At 68.9% G+C, this 17,646-nt stretch carries 16 protein-coding genes; 9 read left to right on the forward strand and 7 right to left on the reverse strand.

Annotated elements, in window-relative coordinates; all coding sequences use genetic code 11:
• Genes AMYBE_RS0137705 through AMYBE_RS0137715 form a run of 3 tightly spaced genes read right to left on the reverse strand, consistent with a single transcriptional unit; the run spans nt 1 to nt 2,788 of the window.
• Nucleotides 1–1,200: an NAD(P)/FAD-dependent oxidoreductase gene (locus AMYBE_RS0137705; RefSeq protein ID WP_020664582.1), complete on the reverse strand. Its 1,200-nt coding sequence runs from the start codon at nt 1,198–1,200 to the stop codon at nt 1–3.
• Nucleotides 1,197–1,388 carry a ferredoxin gene (locus AMYBE_RS0137710; protein WP_020664583.1) on the reverse strand — a complete coding sequence of 64 codons (192 nt, stop codon included), beginning with the start codon at nt 1,386–1,388 and terminating at the stop codon, nt 1,197–1,199. The genes AMYBE_RS0137705 and AMYBE_RS0137710 overlap by 4 nt, the downstream gene beginning before the upstream one ends.
• Nucleotides 1,388–2,788: a fatty acid desaturase gene (locus AMYBE_RS0137715; protein ID WP_020664584.1), complete on the reverse strand. Its 1,401-nt coding sequence runs from the start codon at nt 2,786–2,788 to the stop codon at nt 1,388–1,390. Before AMYBE_RS0137715 ends, AMYBE_RS0137710 begins: the two co-directional genes overlap by 1 nt.
• A 264-nt stretch (nt 2,789–3,052) precedes the next feature.
• Here AMYBE_RS0137715 and AMYBE_RS0137720 point away from each other — a divergent pair, with 264 nt between their 5' ends.
• Complete coding sequence (locus tag AMYBE_RS0137720; RefSeq protein WP_342663921.1) at nt 3,053–4,945, forward strand: DUF6541 family protein; 1,893 nt, start codon at nt 3,053–3,055, stop codon at nt 4,943–4,945.
• A 6-nt stretch (nt 4,946–4,951) separates the two neighbouring features.
• Here AMYBE_RS0137720 and AMYBE_RS0137725 read toward each other — a convergent pair whose 3' ends face one another.
• Nucleotides 4,952–5,818 carry a LysR family transcriptional regulator gene (locus AMYBE_RS0137725; protein ID WP_020664586.1) on the reverse strand — a complete coding sequence of 289 codons (867 nt, stop codon included), beginning with the start codon at nt 5,816–5,818 and terminating at the stop codon, nt 4,952–4,954.
• Between the two features lie 128 nt (nt 5,819–5,946).
• Between AMYBE_RS0137725 and AMYBE_RS0137730 the strand changes: the two genes are divergently transcribed.
• Genes AMYBE_RS0137730 through AMYBE_RS0137755 form a run of 6 tightly spaced genes read left to right on the forward strand, consistent with a single transcriptional unit; the run spans nt 5,947 to nt 12,713 of the window.
• On the forward strand, nt 5,947–7,119 hold the full coding sequence (locus tag AMYBE_RS0137730; protein WP_020664587.1) for a CaiB/BaiF CoA transferase family protein: 1,173 nt from the start codon (nt 5,947–5,949) through the stop codon (nt 7,117–7,119).
• A gap of 3 nt (nt 7,120–7,122) precedes the next feature.
• On the forward strand, nt 7,123–8,295 hold the full coding sequence (locus AMYBE_RS0137735) for an acyl-CoA dehydrogenase family protein (RefSeq protein WP_020664588.1): 1,173 nt from the start codon (nt 7,123–7,125) through the stop codon (nt 8,293–8,295).
• Nucleotides 8,296–8,308: 13 nt separating this feature from the next.
• Complete coding sequence (locus AMYBE_RS0137740; RefSeq protein ID WP_020664589.1) at nt 8,309–9,472, forward strand: acyl-CoA dehydrogenase family protein; 1,164 nt, start codon at nt 8,309–8,311, stop codon at nt 9,470–9,472.
• Between the two features lie 14 nt (nt 9,473–9,486).
• Nucleotides 9,487–10,353: a 3-hydroxyacyl-CoA dehydrogenase NAD-binding domain-containing protein gene (locus AMYBE_RS0137745; RefSeq protein ID WP_020664590.1), complete on the forward strand. Its 867-nt coding sequence runs from the start codon at nt 9,487–9,489 to the stop codon at nt 10,351–10,353.
• Entirely contained in the window at nt 10,350–11,831 is a 1,482-nt protein-coding gene (locus tag AMYBE_RS0137750) for a CoA transferase (protein ID WP_020664591.1), read from the forward strand. Before AMYBE_RS0137745 ends, AMYBE_RS0137750 begins: the two co-directional genes overlap by 4 nt.
• Before the next feature lie 3 nt (nt 11,832–11,834).
• Entirely contained in the window at nt 11,835–12,713 is an 879-nt protein-coding gene (locus AMYBE_RS0137755; protein WP_020664592.1) for a hypothetical protein, read from the forward strand.
• A 43-nt stretch (nt 12,714–12,756) separates the two neighbouring features.
• Here AMYBE_RS0137755 and AMYBE_RS0137760 read toward each other — a convergent pair whose 3' ends face one another.
• Nucleotides 12,757–13,368: a TetR/AcrR family transcriptional regulator gene (locus AMYBE_RS0137760; protein WP_020664593.1), complete on the reverse strand. Its 612-nt coding sequence runs from the start codon at nt 13,366–13,368 to the stop codon at nt 12,757–12,759.
• A 131-nt stretch (nt 13,369–13,499) separates the two neighbouring features.
• Here AMYBE_RS0137760 and AMYBE_RS0137765 point away from each other — a divergent pair, with 131 nt between their 5' ends.
• Complete coding sequence (locus AMYBE_RS0137765) at nt 13,500–14,516, forward strand: fumarylacetoacetate hydrolase family protein (protein ID WP_020664594.1); 1,017 nt, start codon at nt 13,500–13,502, stop codon at nt 14,514–14,516.
• A gap of 10 nt (nt 14,517–14,526) precedes the next feature.
• Nucleotides 14,527–15,471, forward strand: coding sequence for an MBL fold metallo-hydrolase (locus tag AMYBE_RS0137770; protein ID WP_020664595.1), 945 nt, complete (start codon nt 14,527–14,529; stop codon nt 15,469–15,471).
• A gap of 144 nt (nt 15,472–15,615) precedes the next feature.
• On the opposite strand, the gene AMYBE_RS0137775 is transcribed toward AMYBE_RS0137770, so the two are convergent.
• On the reverse strand, nt 15,616–16,800 hold the full coding sequence (locus tag AMYBE_RS0137775; RefSeq protein ID WP_020664596.1) for a cytochrome P450: 1,185 nt from the start codon (nt 16,798–16,800) through the stop codon (nt 15,616–15,618).
• Between the two features lie 186 nt (nt 16,801–16,986).
• A complete protein-coding gene (locus AMYBE_RS0137780; RefSeq protein ID WP_342663923.1) occupies nt 16,987–17,646 on the reverse strand; it encodes a TetR/AcrR family transcriptional regulator in 660 nt (219 codons plus the stop codon).

Here is a 17,646-nt window from a genome sequence, read left to right on the forward strand (position 1 = left end):
CTATGCGGCCATTTCGTGGGCGAAGGAGACCGCCTCGGACCAGGGCGCCCGAGCGGCGATCCGCTTGCGGTACTTCATGATGTCGCGCGGCCGGTCGATGGTGAACGCGCCGACGAGCCGGTCTCCGCGCCGATACAGCGCGGTGAAGCCGTGCTCCGCCGGAACCGTGCTGACCTGGTCCGCGCGCGGGGTGCCGACGAACTGGATGCGCCGGTCGTACCAGTCGGACCAGAAGTACGGCACGGCGCTGAACACCCGCGCGTTCGCGGGGTCCAGCGCGTGCCGCGCCGCGGCCGCACCCTGCTCGGCCGCGTTCGTCCAGTGTTCCAGCCGCATCAGCTCGCCGTCGAACAGCGCGTTCGCCACGTGCGCGACATCGCCGGCCGCGTAGACGCCATGCGCGGCGGCGAGCGTGCTGTCGCAGACGATGCCGCCGTCGCGTTCGTGCAACAGGAGCCCGCTGCCGCGGAGCCAGCCGGTAGCGGGGACCGCTCCGATTCCGGTGACCACCAGGTCGGCTGGCACAGTTTCGCCGCTGCTCAGCTCGACGCCGGTGACCGCGCCGTCGGCGGTCTCGAAACCGGTGACATCAGTGCCCAACCGGAGATCGGTTCCGGCGGCGCGGTGCAGGTCGGCGCACACCGTGCCGACCTCGGCGCCGACCGCACGGACCAGCGGAGTGTCGAGAGACTCCACGATGGTCACCGGAAGGCCGCGTTTCCGTGCGGAGGAGGCAACTTCCGAGCCGATGAAGCCAGCTCCGACCACGACCGTCCTGGCCCCACTCTCCAATGCGGACCGGACGGCGAGTGCGTCCTCGGCCGTGCGCAAGGAGTGGATGCCGCTGATGCCCGCGGTTCCCGGGAGGGTCCGGGCGGTGGCACCGGTGGCGATCACCGCGGCGACATAAGGGATGGTCGCGTCGGCGGTGCGCACTTCGCGGGCGATCGGGTCCAGTCCGATGGCGGGCGAACCCAGGCACAACTCGACGTCCAGCTCGCGCAGCTCGTCTTGACTGAGAAACGGTTCCACCGCACGGGGTCCATCCGGCGAGAGGAACGCCTTCGACAGCGGCGGCCGGTCATACGGCAGGTGTTCCTCCGCGCCGATCAGCACGATCCGGCCGCGATATCCGGTCCGGCGCGCCGATTCGACCGCGCGCAGTCCCGCCAGCGAGGCACCGACCACCGCGAGCGTCATGACACCAGCTTCAGCGCGAGCACCGGGCAGGCGTCGACCGCCGCGGCGAGGTCGGTCCGATGCTCCTCGCCGGGGTTCTCGTCGAGCACCACGACCGTGCCCTCGTCGCCGACCTCGAAGAAATCCGGGGCCATCGCCTCGCACATGCCGAGGCCGTCGCATTTGGACAGATTCGCTTCGATCCGCATCACACACTCATCCTTCCAGGGGCCACGAAGTCGACCTTTTCCCTTACGCCGCAATCGGGGCAACACCAGGTGTCGGGAATGGACGACCACGGCGTACCGGCCGGGAAGCCCTCGCGCGGGTCGCCGCGCTGTTCGTCGTACACGTACCCGCAGCCCGGGCACATGCCGCCTTCCGAAGCGTCGCCGCGCACGTCGTCCAGTACCGCGACCGGAGCCGGCCCAGAAGTTCCATACCGGGCAAGCATCTTCTCGCGCTTCGACGGCTGGATGTTCGCCCGGCTGAGGTCTCCGTCGAAGTGGTTCAGCACTCGATGGTCCATCACCCGGCGCCACAGCGGCGGGAACAGCGCGAGCACGATCATCCCGGCGTACCCGGTCGGCAGCACCGGAGATTCGGCGAAGTCGCGCAGGGTCTGGTAGCGGCGGGTCGGGTTGGCGTGGTGGTCGCTGTGCCGCTGCAAGTGATACAGCAGAACGTTGGTGGCGATGTTGTTGGAATTCCAGCTGTGGCTGGGATCCACCCGCTCGTAGCGGCGGCGCTCGGCGGGGCCGACCTTCTGCCGCAGCATCCCGTAGTGCTCCATGTAGTTCACGACTTCCAGCAACGAGAACCCGATCACCGCCTGGACCACCAGGTACGGCAGGATCCCGACGCCCAGCCAGGCGGTCATCGCCACCCACAGCACCGCGGACATCAGCCACGCGTTGAGCACGTCGTTGCCGATCCGGAACGGGTGCTTGTCACGGCGCGCGTAGCGCTTGCGTTCCAAGCCCCACGCCGACTTCAGCGAACCGAACACGGTGCGCGGCCAGAACCGGTAGAAGCTTTCGCCGACGCGGCTGGAAGCCGGGTCCTCCGGCGTCGCGACGCGCACGTGGTGACCGCGGTTGTGCTCGATGTAGAAGTGCCCGTAGAAGCTCTGGGCCAGCGCGATCTTCGACAGCCACCGCTCGTGGCTTTCCTTCTTGTGCCCGAGTTCGTGTGCGGTGTTGATGCCGATCCCGCCGATGCAGCCGATCGAGACGGCCAGCCCGATCTTGTCCGCGACGGACAGGTCACCGCGCGCGATGAGCCAGAACGCGAAGACGAAACCGACGTACTGGATCGGCAGGAACAGGTAGGTGATCCAGCGGTAGTACCGGTCCTGCTCGAGCCGCTCGATCACATCGTCGGGCGGATTGCTCCGGTCGAGGCCGGCGACCAGGTCGATCGCGGGCACGATCACCAGGATCACGATCGGGCCGATCCAGAACCAGACGCCCCAGCCGGTCGCGGCGTGCAGGCCGATCGCGAGGAACGCCAGTGACGGCACGACCAGACCGATCAGCCACAGATACCGCTTCTTGTCGGTCCATCGCTCGGTCGATCCGAGCGGCACGGTGCCGGTCGTCTCGCTCATCGCGCCCTCCTCCGTTGGCTGGCTTTACACGAAGGTAAGACATGTACACCGAGTTTGACAAGGCTGGATCAAATGTAAAGCCGCCACGGTTGGGTGAATCAGCTGGTGGACATGTCGGGTTGCGCAGGGTGGGCATCTGCCGTACGGGTGAACGCCTGGGCCGCTAGGGTGAGCCCTCGACGCCGATCCGCCACCGGGTGCACCTGCGGATCCATCACAGCCTTAGGAAGTCTGTTGCCGAGCGAACCCAGCATGGTTGCCGTCGTGGCGAGTGTCCTCGTCTGCCTGCTCGTGGTCGGGGTGCCGGGGCTGCTCACCGGGCTCGCGGCCGGGCTGCGCGGCTGGGTGCTGGCGGCGTTCGCGCCGTTGCTGAGCTACGCGATCGGCGGGCTGGCCGGTCCGTGGGCGGCGGCGCTGGGGCTGCCGTTCAACGTCTGGACGTACCTGGCCGCCGCGCTGCTCTTCATCGCCGTCGCGTTCGGGGTGCGGTGGCTGACCCGCCGCAAGTCGCCGCCGAAACCGGAGCAGACACACTGGACGACGCTGGCGCATCTCGCGGTGGCCGGGTGCCTGATCATCGCGACAGCCGCCGGGATCTTCGCCGCTGTCCGCGGCATGGGTCACCTCGGCGCGATCGCGCAGGGCGGCGACGGGCCGTACGCGGCCAACGGCGTCCGCTACATCGCGACGACCGGCGACGGCAGCCTCACCGGCACGGGCACCGTCAACTGGTACGGCGACGGCCAGCCCCCCTTCTACCCCAACGCTTATCACCTGCTCGCCGCGCTGCAGTACACGCTGAGCGGCAGCACGTCGATCCCGCCCACGCTCGACGTCAATACGATGCTGCTGCCGGGTCTGCTGGCGCTGTCGTTCATCGCGCTGGTGCGGGAATTCCGCGGTCGCGCGGTGCTGGCCGGGTCGGTCGCGCTAGCGTCCGCGGCACCGGTGATCAGCACGTACGAGTCGATGAACCGCGGCCCGCTGTATCCGTTCCTGCTCGGGCTGACGCTCACGCCGCTGGCTGCGGTCGCGTTGCGCCGCTATCTCGAACGCGTCGCGCCGGACACCGGTTTCGTGCTGGTCGCCGTGGCCGTCGGGCTGCTGTGCATCCACTCGTCGACGCTGTTCGGCTCGATCCTGTTCGCCGGTCCGGCGCTGCTGCCGCGCTGGGTCCGGCAGTGGCGCACGATCGGCCGCGATCTCGGGTGGCTGGCGCTGGTCGGCGTGATTTCGGTGCTCGTCGCGGGGCTGCAACTGGTCGGCGCGATCGGGCTCGCGAACGGTCCGCTGCCGTATCTGGGCTGGCCGGTCGAATGGCGCGCGACGGCCGCGCTCGGCGCGTTGCTCGGGTTCCAGCATCTCGAAGCGCATCCGCAGATCTGGCTGTCGATCTTCCTCGGGATCGGGCTCGCGGGCTTCCGGCGGCTCGGGCCGTTGCGCTGGATCGGGCTGACCGCGCTGGTCACCGGCCTGTTCTACATCGCCGTGTCGTCGACGAACTCCGAGTGGATCAAGGCGCTCGCCCGGCCGTGGTGGGACGACCCGTACCGCTTCATGTCGATGGCCGCGCTGCCGCTGTCGTTCATCGTCGGCAACGGGATCGCGTCGCTGTACGACTGGCTGCGCGAACGGCTGCCCGCGCGCGTGCCCGCGATGGCGTTGTCCGGCGTAGTGCTGCTCGGTTTCGTCGTGATCACCAACGGCCTGTACTGGCAGACCAACGGCGACAAGGTCGCGGGCGGCTACCGCAACGAGAACCCGGAGAAGCTGATCATCACGCCCGGCGAGGAAGCCGCGATGGTCGAGCTGGGCAAGCTCGCGCGGCCGGGAGAATGGGCGATGAACGACCGTTACGACGGCACGACGTGGACGTACGCGCTGAGCGGCGTCCGCACCGTCGCCGCCCACGATGACGGCACGCTGCCCCCGTCCGACGCGACGCTGCTGGCCAAGCACTTCCGGGAGTACGAGACGAACGCGGCGGTCCGGGCGGCCGTGGCGCGGCTGAACATCCACTGGGTGATCCTGGGCGAGCCGGCCGAACCGCCGAAGCCGCCGGTCTGGTCGCCCGGCCTGAACGACCTGGCCGGGCTCCCGTTCCTGACCGAGGTTTTCCGCGACCAGGACTCGGTGATCTACCGCCTGAACGGCTGACCCCGCTCACGAGGCGTGCCGCAGCACCTCGACTACCGGGTCGAGCAGGGGATCGTTGGCGCGTCGGATGAGGTACGTGGTGAGCGTGGCTTCGAGGTCGTCGATCGGCAGGACCGCGCATTCGCTCGGGTCCAGCGCCAGCACGGTCGCCGATTCGACCGGCACGAGGGTGAAGCTCTTGGTGCTGCGCAAGAAGATCAGCAGCCCGCTGATGTCGGAGAACTGGGTCTCCGGGTCGACCAGGACGCCCCGGGCCGCGAGCTGCTCAGCCCGGCGCGCGCCGAGATCCCAGTGTCGCGGACCCTGCAGGTACTGGAATCCGCGCAGGTCGGCCAGGGTGAGCGAGGTTCGATCCGGGAATCGCGCCGCGTCCACCACGACGCCGAGCGGCTCGCGGTAGAGCACGATCGTGGACAGTCGGTCGTCCGAAGTGCCCAGATGCGACACCGCGAGGTCGAGCGAGTTGCTCAGAAGCGCCGATTCCATCCCGAGCGACGGCATCTGCCGCAACGTGAACCGGTACGAGCCGTCCAGTGCGCGGATCGATTCGCTGAGGGTGCGGCGGTGTGCCGGATTCAGCACGTCCGGGATGGCCAGCCGTACGTCGGCGCGCCGGTCGCGGGTGCGCATCCGCGCGGGGATGGCGTCGAAGCCCGAGACGACCGATTCGGCGAGCGGCAGCAGGGCCTCGCCGGCGGCGGAGAGGCGGGTGTGGTGGGTGGACCGGTCGAACAGCTGCTCGCCCAGCTCGCGTTCGAGGTCGCGAATGCGCTGGCTGAGCGGCGGAACCGACATGTTCAGCGACCGCGCGGCACGGGTGAAGTTCAGCTCGCGCGCGACCGCGAGGAAATACCGCAGGTGGTGTATCTCCACGTGGGCAGCGTACCCACGGTGTTATCACGGTGGTCATACCGCTCTGATGCACTCGGTCATTCCCTTCCGGTGAGCAAGCGCTTAGCGTTAGTCGGGAAGCCAAGATCGTCAACGGGAGGACCGCGAAGATGCCTGACGAAGCCACTGGACCGCTGTCCGGGGTGAAGGTGATCGACCTGTCGTCCGCGGTGATGGGCCCGTACGCCACGCAGATCCTCGGCGACTTCGGCGCCGACGTGATCCGGGTAGAACCGCTGCGCGACGTCGCCCGGACGTCGCCGGCCAACACCGGCCGCACACCCGGGATGGCCCCGCTGTACATGCAGGTCAACCAGAACAAGCGCAGTATCGAGCTCGACCTCAAGAGCGCCGCCGGCCGCGAGGACCTGCTCGCCCTGCTCGCCGACGCCGACCTTCTCGTCACCAACATGCGCGCCGCCGCGCTCGACCGGCTCGGCCTGGGCTACGAGCAGCTGCGCGACCGCTTCCCCCGCCTGGTCTACGCACACGCGCAGGGCTTCGCGGTCAACTCCTCCCGCGCCAACCGGCCGGCCTACGACGAGGTCATCCAGGCCACGTCCGGCCTGGTCAGCCTGCAGGACCGGGCGGGCGGCACGCTGCAGTTCGTGCCGACCTTCATCGCCGACAAGACCGCCGCGCTGTACCTGCTGAGCGGTGTGCTGGCCGCGTTGTTCGACCAGCAGCGCACCGGCAAGGGCCAGCAGGTCGAGCTGGCGATGGCCGACGCGATGATCGCGGTGAACCTGGTCGAGCACCTGGCGGGCGACGTGTTCGTGCCGCCCGCCGGCGACGTCGGAAACCCGCTCTCGCTGAGCGACACGCACGCCGCGATGCGCACTGCCGACGGCGGCGCGATCGCCGCGGTGCCCTACACCAACGACGCCGTCCGCACGCTGCTGATCGGCGCGGGTCTCGACGACGCCGCGGCCGACCCGGCCTGGGATTCGCCGGTGATCGACCGGGAGGTTTTCACCGCGGGCGTCGAGAAGGTGCTGGCCAACTCCACCAGCCGGACCACCGCGGAGTGGGAGGAGTACCTGTCCGCCCGCGACGTCCCGTACGCGGTCGTCGTGGACATCGCCGACCTGGCTACCGACCAGTATGTTCAGGAAGTCGGGCTCATCACGGAAAGGGAACACCCGACCGAGGGCGCCATCCGCGTGGTGGAAAGCCCGCTGCACTTCTCGCGGACCCCAGCAGGGTTCCGCAGGCACGCCGAACGCGCCGGGGCGAGCACCGCCGAAGTCGTCGGAGCCATCCGCACCACCGAAGGGGTTTGATCCATGGATCTCGAACTGTCGAAAGAGGACCTCGCGTTCCGCGACGAGCTGCGGGAGGTGTTCCTCGGCGCGATTCCCGAGGAGATCCGCAAGCGCAGTGCGCTCGGCCTGATCACCCGCGACGACATCGTCGCGAGCCAGCGGATCCTGAACGAGCACGGCCTGGCCGTCCCGCACTGGCCGGTCGAATGGGGCGGTCGCGACTGGACGCCGACCCAGTCCCACATCTACGCCTCCGAACTGCAGCGCAACGCGGTGCCGCAGCCGCTCGCCTTCAACGCGAGCATGGTCGGCCCGATCATCGCCGAGTTCGGCAGCGAGGAACAGAAGAAGAAGTTCCTGCCCGCCACGGCGAACCTCGACATCTGGTGGTCGCAGGGCTTCTCCGAGCCGGAGGCCGGTTCCGACCTCGCCGGGCTGCGCACCACCGCGAAGCGCGACGGCGACCACTACGTTCTCAACGGGCAGAAGACCTGGACCACGCTCGGCCAGTACGGCGACTGGATGTTCGTGCTCGCGCGGACCAACCCGGACGCGCCGCGCAAGCAGCAGGGACTGTCGTTCCTGCTGCTCGACCTGACCACCCCGGGCATCGAGCGCCGGCCGATCAAGCTGGTCGACGGGTCCGCGGAGGTCAACGAGTTCTTCTTCGACAACGTGGTGATCCCGGCGGAGAACCTGGTCGGCGAGGAGAACAAGGGCTGGACGTACGCGAAGTTCCTGCTCGGCAACGAACGCAACGGCATCGCCCAGGTCGGCACCGGTCAGCGGATCTTCGCCGACCTCGCCGCCGCGGCCGCCGACCTGCCCACCGAGACCGGTCGCCTCGCTGACGACGCGGAGTTCCGCGCCGCCATGCACACCGCGAAGACCACGCTGCTCGCGCTGGAAGCGACCCAGATGCGGGTCACCGCCGCCTCGGAACACGGGCAGCCCAGCCCGGTGTCTTCGCTGCTCAAGATGGAGGGCACGCAGGCCCTGCAGGCGCTCACGAAGCTGCGCATGCGGGCGGCCGGTTCGGACGGGATGCTGCTGGACACCGAGTCCCCGGTGCTGGCCGACGAGGCCGCGACGGTGGCCGCGGCGCAGTACCTGAACCAGCGGAAGCTGTCGATCTTCGGCGGCTCCAACGAAATCCAGCGCGGCGTCATCGCGAAGACGATCCTCGGGCTCTGAAAGGCCGCAACTGATGAACCTCGAATTCAACGAAGACCAGAAGCTGCTGTTCGAGACCGTCGACCAGGCGGTCGGCCGCGGCTACCCGGCAGGCGGCCGCGCGGCCGCGACCAGCAGTGAGCTCGGCTGGAACGACCAGGTGTGGAGCACTCTCGGCGAACTCGGCCTGGCCGGTCTGCCGATCTCCGGCGAGCACGACGGCGCGGACGCCGGCCCGGTCGAGGTCTACGCGACGCTCGAAGCGATGGGCAAGCACGCGGCAGCCGAACCGCTGCTGGACGGCGTGTTCCTGCCGTCCTGGATCATCGCCGGGATCGGCACTGACGAGCAGGTCAAGGCGCTGCTGCCGGTGCTGGCCGCCGGTGGCACGACGATCGCTGTCGGGCACGCCGAGCCGGGACGCCCGTGGGGGGTCGCGCCGTCGGTCAAGGCGGCCGGCTCCGCGCTGACCGGCGTGAAGTCGCCGGTGCGCAACGCCGACCAGGCGGACAAGTTCCTGGTCACCGCGGTGGACGAGAACGGCCGCACCGGAGTGTACCTGGTCGAGGCGACCGCCGACGGGATCACCCGCACGGACGGCCGCGCCGCGGACTGGGGACACACCTCGCAGGTCGAATTCGCCGGCACGCCGGCGGTCCTGCTCGGCTCCGCGGACGCCGACGTGGCGGGTGCGCTGCGCGTCGCGTTCTCCCGCGCTCGGGTCGCGGTGACCGGCGAAGCGATCGGCCTGATGGAGACCGGGCTCGCGATGACGGTCGAATACCTCAAGACCCGCAAGCAGTTCGGCGTTCCGCTGGCCGCGTTCCAGGCGCTCGTGCACCGCGCGGCCGACCTGTACGCGAAGGTCGAGCTGGCCCGTTCGCTCGCGCTGTGGGCCACCGCGACGGTGGAAGCGCACGACAATGGCGCGTCCACAGTGGACCTGGCGACGGCGGCGGACGACGCGTTCGTGTTCGTCTGCGACGCGGCGACCGCGGCCGCCGAGGAGATCGTCCAGCTGCACGGCGGCATCGGGATGACCTACGAGTCGGAGGTCGCGCACCACGCGGCCCGGCTGATCGCGATTACGGAGAGCTACGGTGGAGTGAGCGCCGCCCGCCGCCGCGCGCTAGCGTCCGAAGCGTTGCTGACGCCGCCGAGCGCGCTGCTCAACAACGCGGACGCGGTCACCGCCTGAGAAAGGATTGAGCCATGCCGGTCGTTGCGATCGTCGGCGCAGGGGTCATCGGAGTGTCGTGGGCCCGGCTGTTCGCCGAGGCGGGCTGGACGGTGCGGGTCTCCGATCCGCGCCCTGACCTGGCCGAAATCGTCACCCGTGAGCTCGCCGGGCTGCCCGCCACGGCAGTCGCGGACCTCGCCGAGGCCGCTGCCGGAGCGGACTTCGTCCAGGAGTCCGGCCCGGAGCGGATCGAGCTGAAGCGGCAGATGTTCGCCACGCTCGCCGCCGCCACGAGCGACGACACGGTGCTGGCTTCGTCCTCGTCGTCGCTGTTGCCCTCGGTGATCGCCGAGGGCAACGCGGCGGCCTCGCGGATCGTCGTCGGGCACCCGTTCAACCCGCCCGAGCTGATGCCGCTGGTCGAGGTGGTGCCTGGAGCCGCGACCTCGGCGGAGACGGTGGCGAGGGCCGTTGAGGTCTACCGCGGTCTGGGCAAGAAGCCGATCACGCTGAAGAAGGAAATCCCCGGCTTCGTCGGGAACCGGTTGCAGAAGGTCTTCAACGACCAGGCGATGTACCTGGTCCAGCAGGGCGTGGTGTCCGCTTCGGATCTGGACGAGCTGGTGAAAGCCTCGCTCGGGCCGCGCTGGGCGACTATCGGTCCGTTCGAGAGCATGCACCTCGGCGGCGGCCCGGACGGGATGCGGCATCTGGTGAGCCACGTCGGCTCGCAGATGACGTTCGAGATCGGCAAGCCGGACCGGGAACACCTGGACGCGGTGCTCGAAGAGGTCGAAAAAGACTACGGCACCGCGGAAACCTACCCGGATCGGGTCGCCGCGCGGGATCGCCGGACGCGCGCGGTGGTGGACGCGCTGGCGGCGGCGGAGCAGGAATGACGCTCACCGGCCAGCTGGAAGCGGCGCTCGCCAACCCGGCCAGCACCGACGAGTACGACCTGCACGCGCCGCTGGCCGAGCTGCTCGGCTCGGTCGGGCTGCGGGAATCCGATGCCGGCGGGCGGGTCGAGTTCACCGGTGCCGACCCGGTGCTGCCCGGCGCGCTGCGGCTGGCCGGCGCGACGGCCATCGCGCTGGCGGCGAAGTCGGTCGCGGTGGCGAAGATCTGGCAGCTGCGCGGCGGACGCGGGCAGGACATTTCGATGGACCTGCGGACCGCGCCGCACCGGCTGTGTCCCTTCTACGACCGCAAATGGGAGCTGCTCGACGGCTACCCGCAAGGCGATCCGGCGCGCGTCGACCAAGCCTTCGGCACGGACCGGTTCTACTCCACCGCGGACGGCCGGTGGGTGCACCCGATCAGCCCGTATCCGAAGCTGCGCAACGACGCGGCCGCGCTGCTCGGCGTTCCCGAGCGGGATTCCCTGGTGCGGCAAGCGATCTCGAAGTGGAACTCGTTCGAGCTGGAGGACGCGGCGGAGGCGGCCGGCGTCGTCATGCCGGTGGTCCGCACGACCGAAGAGCTGATGGCCACCGAGCAGTACCAGTCGGTGCTGTCCGCCACCGCGCCGGTGACCGTCGAGCGGATCGGCGACAGCCCGCCGGAACCGTTGAGCACCGGGCCTTCGGCACCGCTCGAAGGGATCCGCGCGCTCGGCCGGGCGCACATCATCGCGGGAGCCGGCTGCGGCCGCGCGCTCGCCTTGCACGGCGCGGACGTGCTGAACGTCTGGGATCCGGGCGAGTACGAGCTGCCGGTGCTCTACGCGACGTCCAATGTGGGCGTCCGGTCGACCCGGCTCGACTTCCGCCGTCCGGCCGACCGGGAGCGAATGCGCTGGCTGCTCGCCGGCGCGGACATCTTCTACGCCAACCGCCGTCCGGGATACCTGGCCCGGCACGGACTGGACGCCGAGACGGCCGCCGAGATCCGGCCGGGCATCATCCACGCCGAGGTCACGCTGAACGGCAGCACCGGCCCGTGGTCCGGCCGCGTCGGGTTCGACCAGACCGCCGGCTGCCTGTCCGGCGTAATGCTGCTGGAGGGTGCGGATGGTGTTCCGTCGCTGCCCGCGGTTCCGGTGGTGAACGACTACATCACGTCGTGGTTCCTGCAGCTGGGCATCCTTCGCGCACTGATGCTCCGCGCCGAACGGGGCGGTTCCTACCGGGTGCGGGTTTCCCTCACCCGGGTCGCGTTGTGGTTGCTGAGCCTGGGAATCTTCGACAAGGGTTACGCGGCGGAGGTCGCCGGCGTCGCGCCCGGACACGAGTACTTCGACCCCGAGACGTTCACCGCGGACACCGCGCTCGGCCGTTATCGCGGGGTCACCGAGCAGATCCGGATGTCGGAAACTCCCGGCTATTACACGTATCCGTTGATCCCGCAGGGATCACACCGGCCAGACTGGAGGTGACTGGTGTTCAGCGAGTTGATCGTGCTGGGCATTCGCACCGGGACGATTTACCGCGTCGGACTGCCCGACGGGCGAGTTACCCCGCTGTACAAGGAAGCCGGCGTTTCGCCGGACGGCGTCGTCGTGGTCGGCGACACGGTTTACTGGACGACCATGGGGATGCCGACGCGGGACCGGTCGGTTCCGGGCGAAGCCGGGCTGGACTACTCGGCGCGCAACGGCGGGCTGCACGCGGTCGGCCTCGACGGCACCGGTGCCCGCGACGTGCTCCCGGACGGCGCGCTGACCACCGGAAAGCAGCTGGCGTACAACGGTTCGCTGTACTGGGGCGACCGGGAGGGCTACCGGGTCAGCCGGGTGCGACCGGACGGAACCGGGCGAACCGACCTGGTCGTGAACACGCCGGATGGCACCGGCACGCAGGAATGCGTGGGCGTCACGGTGGACGCGACGCATCTGTACTGGACGCAGAAAGGTCCGGCGAAAGGCGGCCTCGGCCGGATTTTCCGGGCCGGGCTGGAAATCCCGGCAGGGGAAACCGCCGCGAACCGGTCCGACATCGAGGTCCTGTGGGACCGCCTGCCGGAACCGATCGACCTGGAAATCCACGACGGTCACCTGTACTGGACCGACCGCGGCGCGGCGCCGAAAGGCAACACGCTGAACCGGGCACCGCTTCCCGGCCCCGGTGAGAAAGGCGCCGACCCGGAGATTCTGGCCGACGGCTTCGCCGAGGCGATCGGCTTGGCGGTGGACGACGAGGTCGCCTATGTCTCGGACCTCGGCGGCCGGATCACCGCGGTGCCGCTGACCGGCGGTGCGTCGCGTGTGCTCGTGGACATGGGCGAGCTGCTGTCCGGCCTCGCCGGAATTCGCGCCTGAGCAACGGATTCTCGCGGCTACGCCGGCGGGCCCGGCGTAGCCGCTACGCGTTCGCGATGCCGTGCAGGATCATCTCCACCATGGCCAGCAAGTGTTCCTGCAGGTCGAACGGTGCCGGCTCGCTGGAGATCCAGGCGCTGAGCGTCGCGAAGTAGGACGTCGCAAGCAAAAGCCCGGCCTGCCGCGGATCGATGTCCGCGCGGATCTCGCCGGTGGCCTGCGCGCGTTCCACGAACGCGCCGAACTGATGTGCCAGTTCCGGGTTGCCGAAGACGTTGGTGGAGTGGATCGCCGCGCTCATGCAGGCGAGAGTCTCGGTGCGTGCGTCGACGCTGTTGCGCGCCAGCTCGGTCAGATACCGGTCGAGCACGTTGCGCAAGGGCTGGTTCTCGAGATTCTCCGCGCGCACCGCGGTCATCGCCCGTTCGCGGCGGCGCAGGCTCCATTCGTCCAGGAATGCGGTTTTGCGCTGAAAGTGGTTGAACACAGTGGCGCGCGCGGTGTCGGCGCGTTCGGCGATGTCGTCCATCGTGGTGTTGTCGTAGCCACGCTCCACGAACAGTTCCACCGCCGCGTGGAACAGCCGGTCCCGGCGTTCCTGCCGCTGCCGGGTCCGCCGGTCGCCGGTCGCGCGGGGACTCGCTTCTGCCGTCATGTCTTGCAGTCAACCACCAATTCGCCGCGGCGCCTGCCGAATGCCGGCCTTGACGCCTCTTCCTCCGGGTCGTAGCTTAGCTACTTATTGGACTTAAGTCCAAAGTAAGACTCTGGTTCAAGGAGGCGGCGATGCGTCTGGTCACCTATGAATCCGCTGCGACGCCCCGGCTCGGCGTCCTGCACGGCGACGCAGTGATCGATCCGGCCCGGGTCCTGCGAGCGGAACGAGCGCTGCGCCGCGGCTCGGCCGCGGCGTCGGGCGCACCGTTCGTGCCCGCCGAAATGGTCGCCTTCTTCGAGGCGGGCCCGGCCGCTCGCACCCTGGCTGAGCAGGCGCTTTCGGTCGTTGACGAAGCCGCGTCCCGCGGTGCCGCACTAGTCGACGAGGGGCATCCAGCGGTACTTCCGGCCGCCGATGTCCGGCTGCTCGCGCCGGTGCCGCGACCGCGCCGGATCCGCGACTACCTGACCTACAACGACCACGCCACCGGCTCCGGCCTCGACGTTCCGCCGGCTTTTTCGGCGATGCCGATCTGCTACAAGTGCAATGTCGAATCGGTGGTCGGACCGGGCGAACCACTGCTGTGGCCGTCCTACACCGCGCAACTCGACTTCGAACTGGAACTGGGCTTCTTCACCTCCGGCGGCGGCCGGGACCTGACTCCGGAAGAGGCGGCCAGCCGGATCGCCGGGGTGACGATCTTCAACGACGTCAGCGCGCGCGACATCCAGCTGTTCGAAATGAGCCTGATGATCGGCCCGTCCAAGGGCAAGGACTTCTGCACCGCGATGGGCCCGTGCGTGCTCACCATGGACGAGGTCGACGAATGGGCGGTGCGGATGTCGGCGACCGTCAACGGCGAAGTGTGGGCGACCGGATCCACAAAGGACCGGAAGTTCTCCTTCGCCGAGGTGCTGGCCTGGGCTTCTCTCGACGAAACGGTCTACCCAGGCGAATTCTTCGCGGTAGGCACCGTCGGCGGCGGCTGCGGTCTGGAGCTGGACCGCTGGATCCAGCCGGGCGACGTCGTGGAACTGGCCGCGTCCGGCGTCGGCGTCCTGCGCAACCCAGTGGGAGAACGGCAAGCGTCCCGCGGGGGATTGGCGACCTATCAGGGTGCACCTGAAGTGCACGTTCGTTCCTAGGAGGCAGATCGTGGCCACTGCGCAAGACATCCCGTTCGAGAAGGGGCACCACCGGCTCACCGAGCATTGCTCGGCCTGGCTGGTGCCGGACGGCACCTGGGGTTGGAGCAACGCCGGCCTGATCGCAGGCCGTGGCGAGTCCCTGCTGGTCGACACGCTTTTCGATGTCCCGATGACCCGGGAAATGCTGACCGGTCTGGCCGCGACCACTACGGACAGTCCGATTAGGACGGTAGTGAACACGCACGCGAACGGCGATCACTGGTTCGGCAACGAACTCGTCGCGGATGCCGCGATCATCGCGTCCGCGGCGACCCTGGAAGAGATGCGAACGAACGGTCCGGACCTGATGCGCGGTCTGACCTCGCAAGAGGGAACGATCGGCCGCTTCGCCAAGCACATCCTGCACCCGTTCGACTTCGACTCGATCACCGCGACGTACGCGAACCAGACGTTTGCCGACGAGCTGAAGCTCGACATCGGCGGCGTAGCGGTGGAAGTACGCCGCCTCGGCCCCGCGCACACCGAAGGCGACAGCGTCGTCTGGGTCCGCGACGAGGGCGTCCTCTATGCCGGCGACTTGTTGTTCATCGGCGGCACCCCGATCACCTGGGCCGGCCCCGTGTCGAACTGGATCGCCGCCTGCGACGCGATGCTGGCGATGGACGCCCAGTTCATCGTTCCCGGCCACGGCCCGGTGACCGATGCCGGCGGCGTCCGGGACGTCCGCGATTACCTGGAATGGGTGCAGGCCGAGTCGGCGGCGAGGTATCAGCGCGGGATGACGCCGGAAGAAGCGATGCGGGACATATCGCTGGGCCGCTACGCGGACCTGGACGAAGCAGGCCGGCTCGCGCAGAACGTGTTGGCGGTCTACTACGAACTCGACCCGGAGATGGAGCGCGTCGGCACGCGGGAAGTCTTCCAGCGCATCGCCGAACTGGAAGGCTTCTAGCCCAGCGCAGCGCGGATGCCGAGGGGTCGGCAGGGCTTCGGCTTTTCGATTGCGAGGTAACCGAAAAGCACCCGAGGCGGTGTCCGGTCCGGGGACCGACGTCGATGCGTCGGCCCCTCGGACCGGGGTTGGTGCTGTGCCTGGTCAGCTTCGCCAGGTCACCGGGAGCGTGACCGGGCCGAGGATCGACGCGTCGGCCGGCACCTGGATCTCGTCGCGGGGCACCGCCAGACGCAAGCCGGGGAATCGGGCGAACAGCCGGAACAGCGCGATCCGCATCTCGACCCGGGCGAGCTGCTGTCCGAGGCATTGGTGCACGCCGTGGCCGAAGCCGAGCTGTCCGGCGGCTTTGCGGGTGATGTCGAGGACGTCGGGATTCGCGAACTTCGCCGCGTCCCGGTTGGCGATCGGGATGGAGAAGGTGATCGGGTCGCCGGCTTTGATGGTCACGCCGCCGATCTCGATGTCTTCGAGCGCGGTGCGGACCGGGCCGATGTGGATGACGCTGAGGTAGCGCATCAGCTCTTCGACCGCGTTCGCGGTGAGATCCGGGTCGGCCTGGAACTGGGCGAGCTGGTCCGGGTTGTCAAGCAGCGCGAGCGTGCCGAGGGCGATCATGTTGCGCGTCGTTTCGAAACCGGCGACCAGCAGCATCATCCCGATGTTGGCGAGCTCCTCGTCGGTCAGCTCGCCGCTAGCGACGAGGTCGGAGAGCAGGTCGTCGCCGGGTTCGGCCCGCTTCTCTTTGATCAGGTCGGCGATGAAGCCGACGACGCCCTGTCCGGCGGCGAGCCGGTCCTCGATCGACGATTCGCTGGAGAACATGATCGCGCTGTGCCGCTGGAACTCGGCCCGCCGCTCCCACGGCGCACCGAGCAACTCGCAGATCACCAGCGACGGCACCGGCCGCGCAAACGCTTCCACCAGCTCAACCGCACCGTCCGCGGCAGCCATCGCGTCGAGGTGCTCGTCGACGATCTCGGCGACGCGGTCCTCCAGTTGACGCATCCGGTGCACGGTGAACGCCCCGGTCAGCAATTTGCGGTACCGGTGGTGGTCCGGGTCGTCCATCCCGGTGAACACCCCCGGATCGGCCGGCTTCTTCGGTGGCATCTCGCCGAGGTCGATTGGCACGTTGACCAGCTCCGCGCGGGCGGACACCCGCTTGTCCGCGAGGATCGCCCGCGTCTCGTGATACCCGGTGACGAACCAGCCCTGGGCACCGTCCGGATAGGTCAGCGGCGCGATCGGCCCCCACTCCCGCTGCGCCGGTGCCGGATCGTACGGGCACGCGCCCCTCTCGAGCGGGAGTCCTGCCTGACGGGTCATCGTCGCTCCTTCCCCTGTGGATATTTCTGAAGGTACACAGATTTCACAAAGTTGTGAAGGAAATGTTGGAGTTGAACGACGAAGGGGTGGAGATTCACCGTCTCGGTCTAGCGAGTGGGCAGGCTCTGTCCGGCAGGTGTGACGGTGTCGCGGAACTTCGGGCTCCCGGCGGTCGAATCCGCGGCGCTACTCGGCTGTTGCCGGGTCGGCGGCGTCGAGGGCTGGGGCTAAGGGCGCGAGCATCTGCCGCAACAGGTCCGGGAGTGGGCTGGTTACTACGACTAGGCCGCTGTCCCTGGGCTGTGTCCACAGCTCAAGCGCGACTCGCACGGCCGCCGCGATGCTGGCGGCCAGTACTCGCGCGGTGCGTTCGTTGCCGATTCTCGACGCGATCGCTTCCTGCAGCGGGTTTTCCAAGGCGGCCGGCGCGTCCAGGAAAGCTGCGCGCAGTCCGGGATTGGCGGTGATCAGGAGCAGCGTCTCTCGGCTTTGTTCGCCGGGGTCGGCGTATTGCTCGGTGATCGCGTCGACGATCGCGGTGGCCAGCGGTGTGCTCGGGGGGTGCGCGGCGACCGCCGCGGCAATGCGGTCTTCGCGGTCCGCAGTGACTGCCGCGACGATCGCCTCTTCTCGGCTGGAGAAGTAGTTGTTGTAGGTCCGCGGTGAGACGCCGGCGGCCTCGGCGATGTCGTCGACTCGCACGTTTGCCGGGCCGTGCTCGATTGCCAGGCGTAGGGCCGCTTCGCGCAGTGCTGCACGGGTGGCTTGCTTCTTTCGTTCGCGCAGTCCGGTCACGCGCGCAGTCTCGCAGAAAAAATGCGCCTGCGCAAACTTGCGTGCACGCAA

This window comes from Amycolatopsis benzoatilytica AK 16/65, from assembly GCF_000383915.1.
Taxonomy (GTDB): Bacteria; Actinomycetota; Actinomycetes; order Mycobacteriales; family Pseudonocardiaceae; genus Amycolatopsis; species Amycolatopsis benzoatilytica.

Bases quoted from the DNA above. Each gene is read 5' to 3' on its own strand.
- AMYBE_RS0137705 (WP_020664582.1), bottom strand. From the start codon at position 1,200: ATGACGCTCGCGGTGGTCGGTGCCTCGCTGGCGGGACTGCGCGCGGTC.
- AMYBE_RS0137710 (WP_020664583.1), bottom strand. From the start codon at position 1,388: ATGCGGATCGAAGCGAATCTGTCCAAATGCGACGGCCTCGGCATGTGC.
- AMYBE_RS0137715 (WP_020664584.1), bottom strand. From the start codon at position 2,788: ATGAGCGAGACGACCGGCACCGTGCCGCTCGGATCGACCGAGCGATGG.
- AMYBE_RS0137730 (WP_020664587.1), top strand. From the start codon at position 5,947: ATGCCTGACGAAGCCACTGGACCGCTGTCCGGGGTGAAGGTGATCGAC.
- AMYBE_RS0137735 (WP_020664588.1), top strand. From the start codon at position 7,123: ATGGATCTCGAACTGTCGAAAGAGGACCTCGCGTTCCGCGACGAGCTG.
- AMYBE_RS0137740 (WP_020664589.1), top strand. From the start codon at position 8,309: ATGAACCTCGAATTCAACGAAGACCAGAAGCTGCTGTTCGAGACCGTC.
- AMYBE_RS0137745 (WP_020664590.1), top strand. From the start codon at position 9,487: ATGCCGGTCGTTGCGATCGTCGGCGCAGGGGTCATCGGAGTGTCGTGG.
- AMYBE_RS0137750 (WP_020664591.1), top strand. From the start codon at position 10,350: ATGACGCTCACCGGCCAGCTGGAAGCGGCGCTCGCCAACCCGGCCAGC.
- AMYBE_RS0137760 (WP_020664593.1), bottom strand. From the start codon at position 13,368: ATGACGGCAGAAGCGAGTCCCCGCGCGACCGGCGACCGGCGGACCCGG.
- AMYBE_RS0137765 (WP_020664594.1), top strand. From the start codon at position 13,500: ATGCGTCTGGTCACCTATGAATCCGCTGCGACGCCCCGGCTCGGCGTC.
- AMYBE_RS0137775 (WP_020664596.1), bottom strand. From the start codon at position 16,800: ATGACCCGTCAGGCAGGACTCCCGCTCGAGAGGGGCGCGTGCCCGTAC.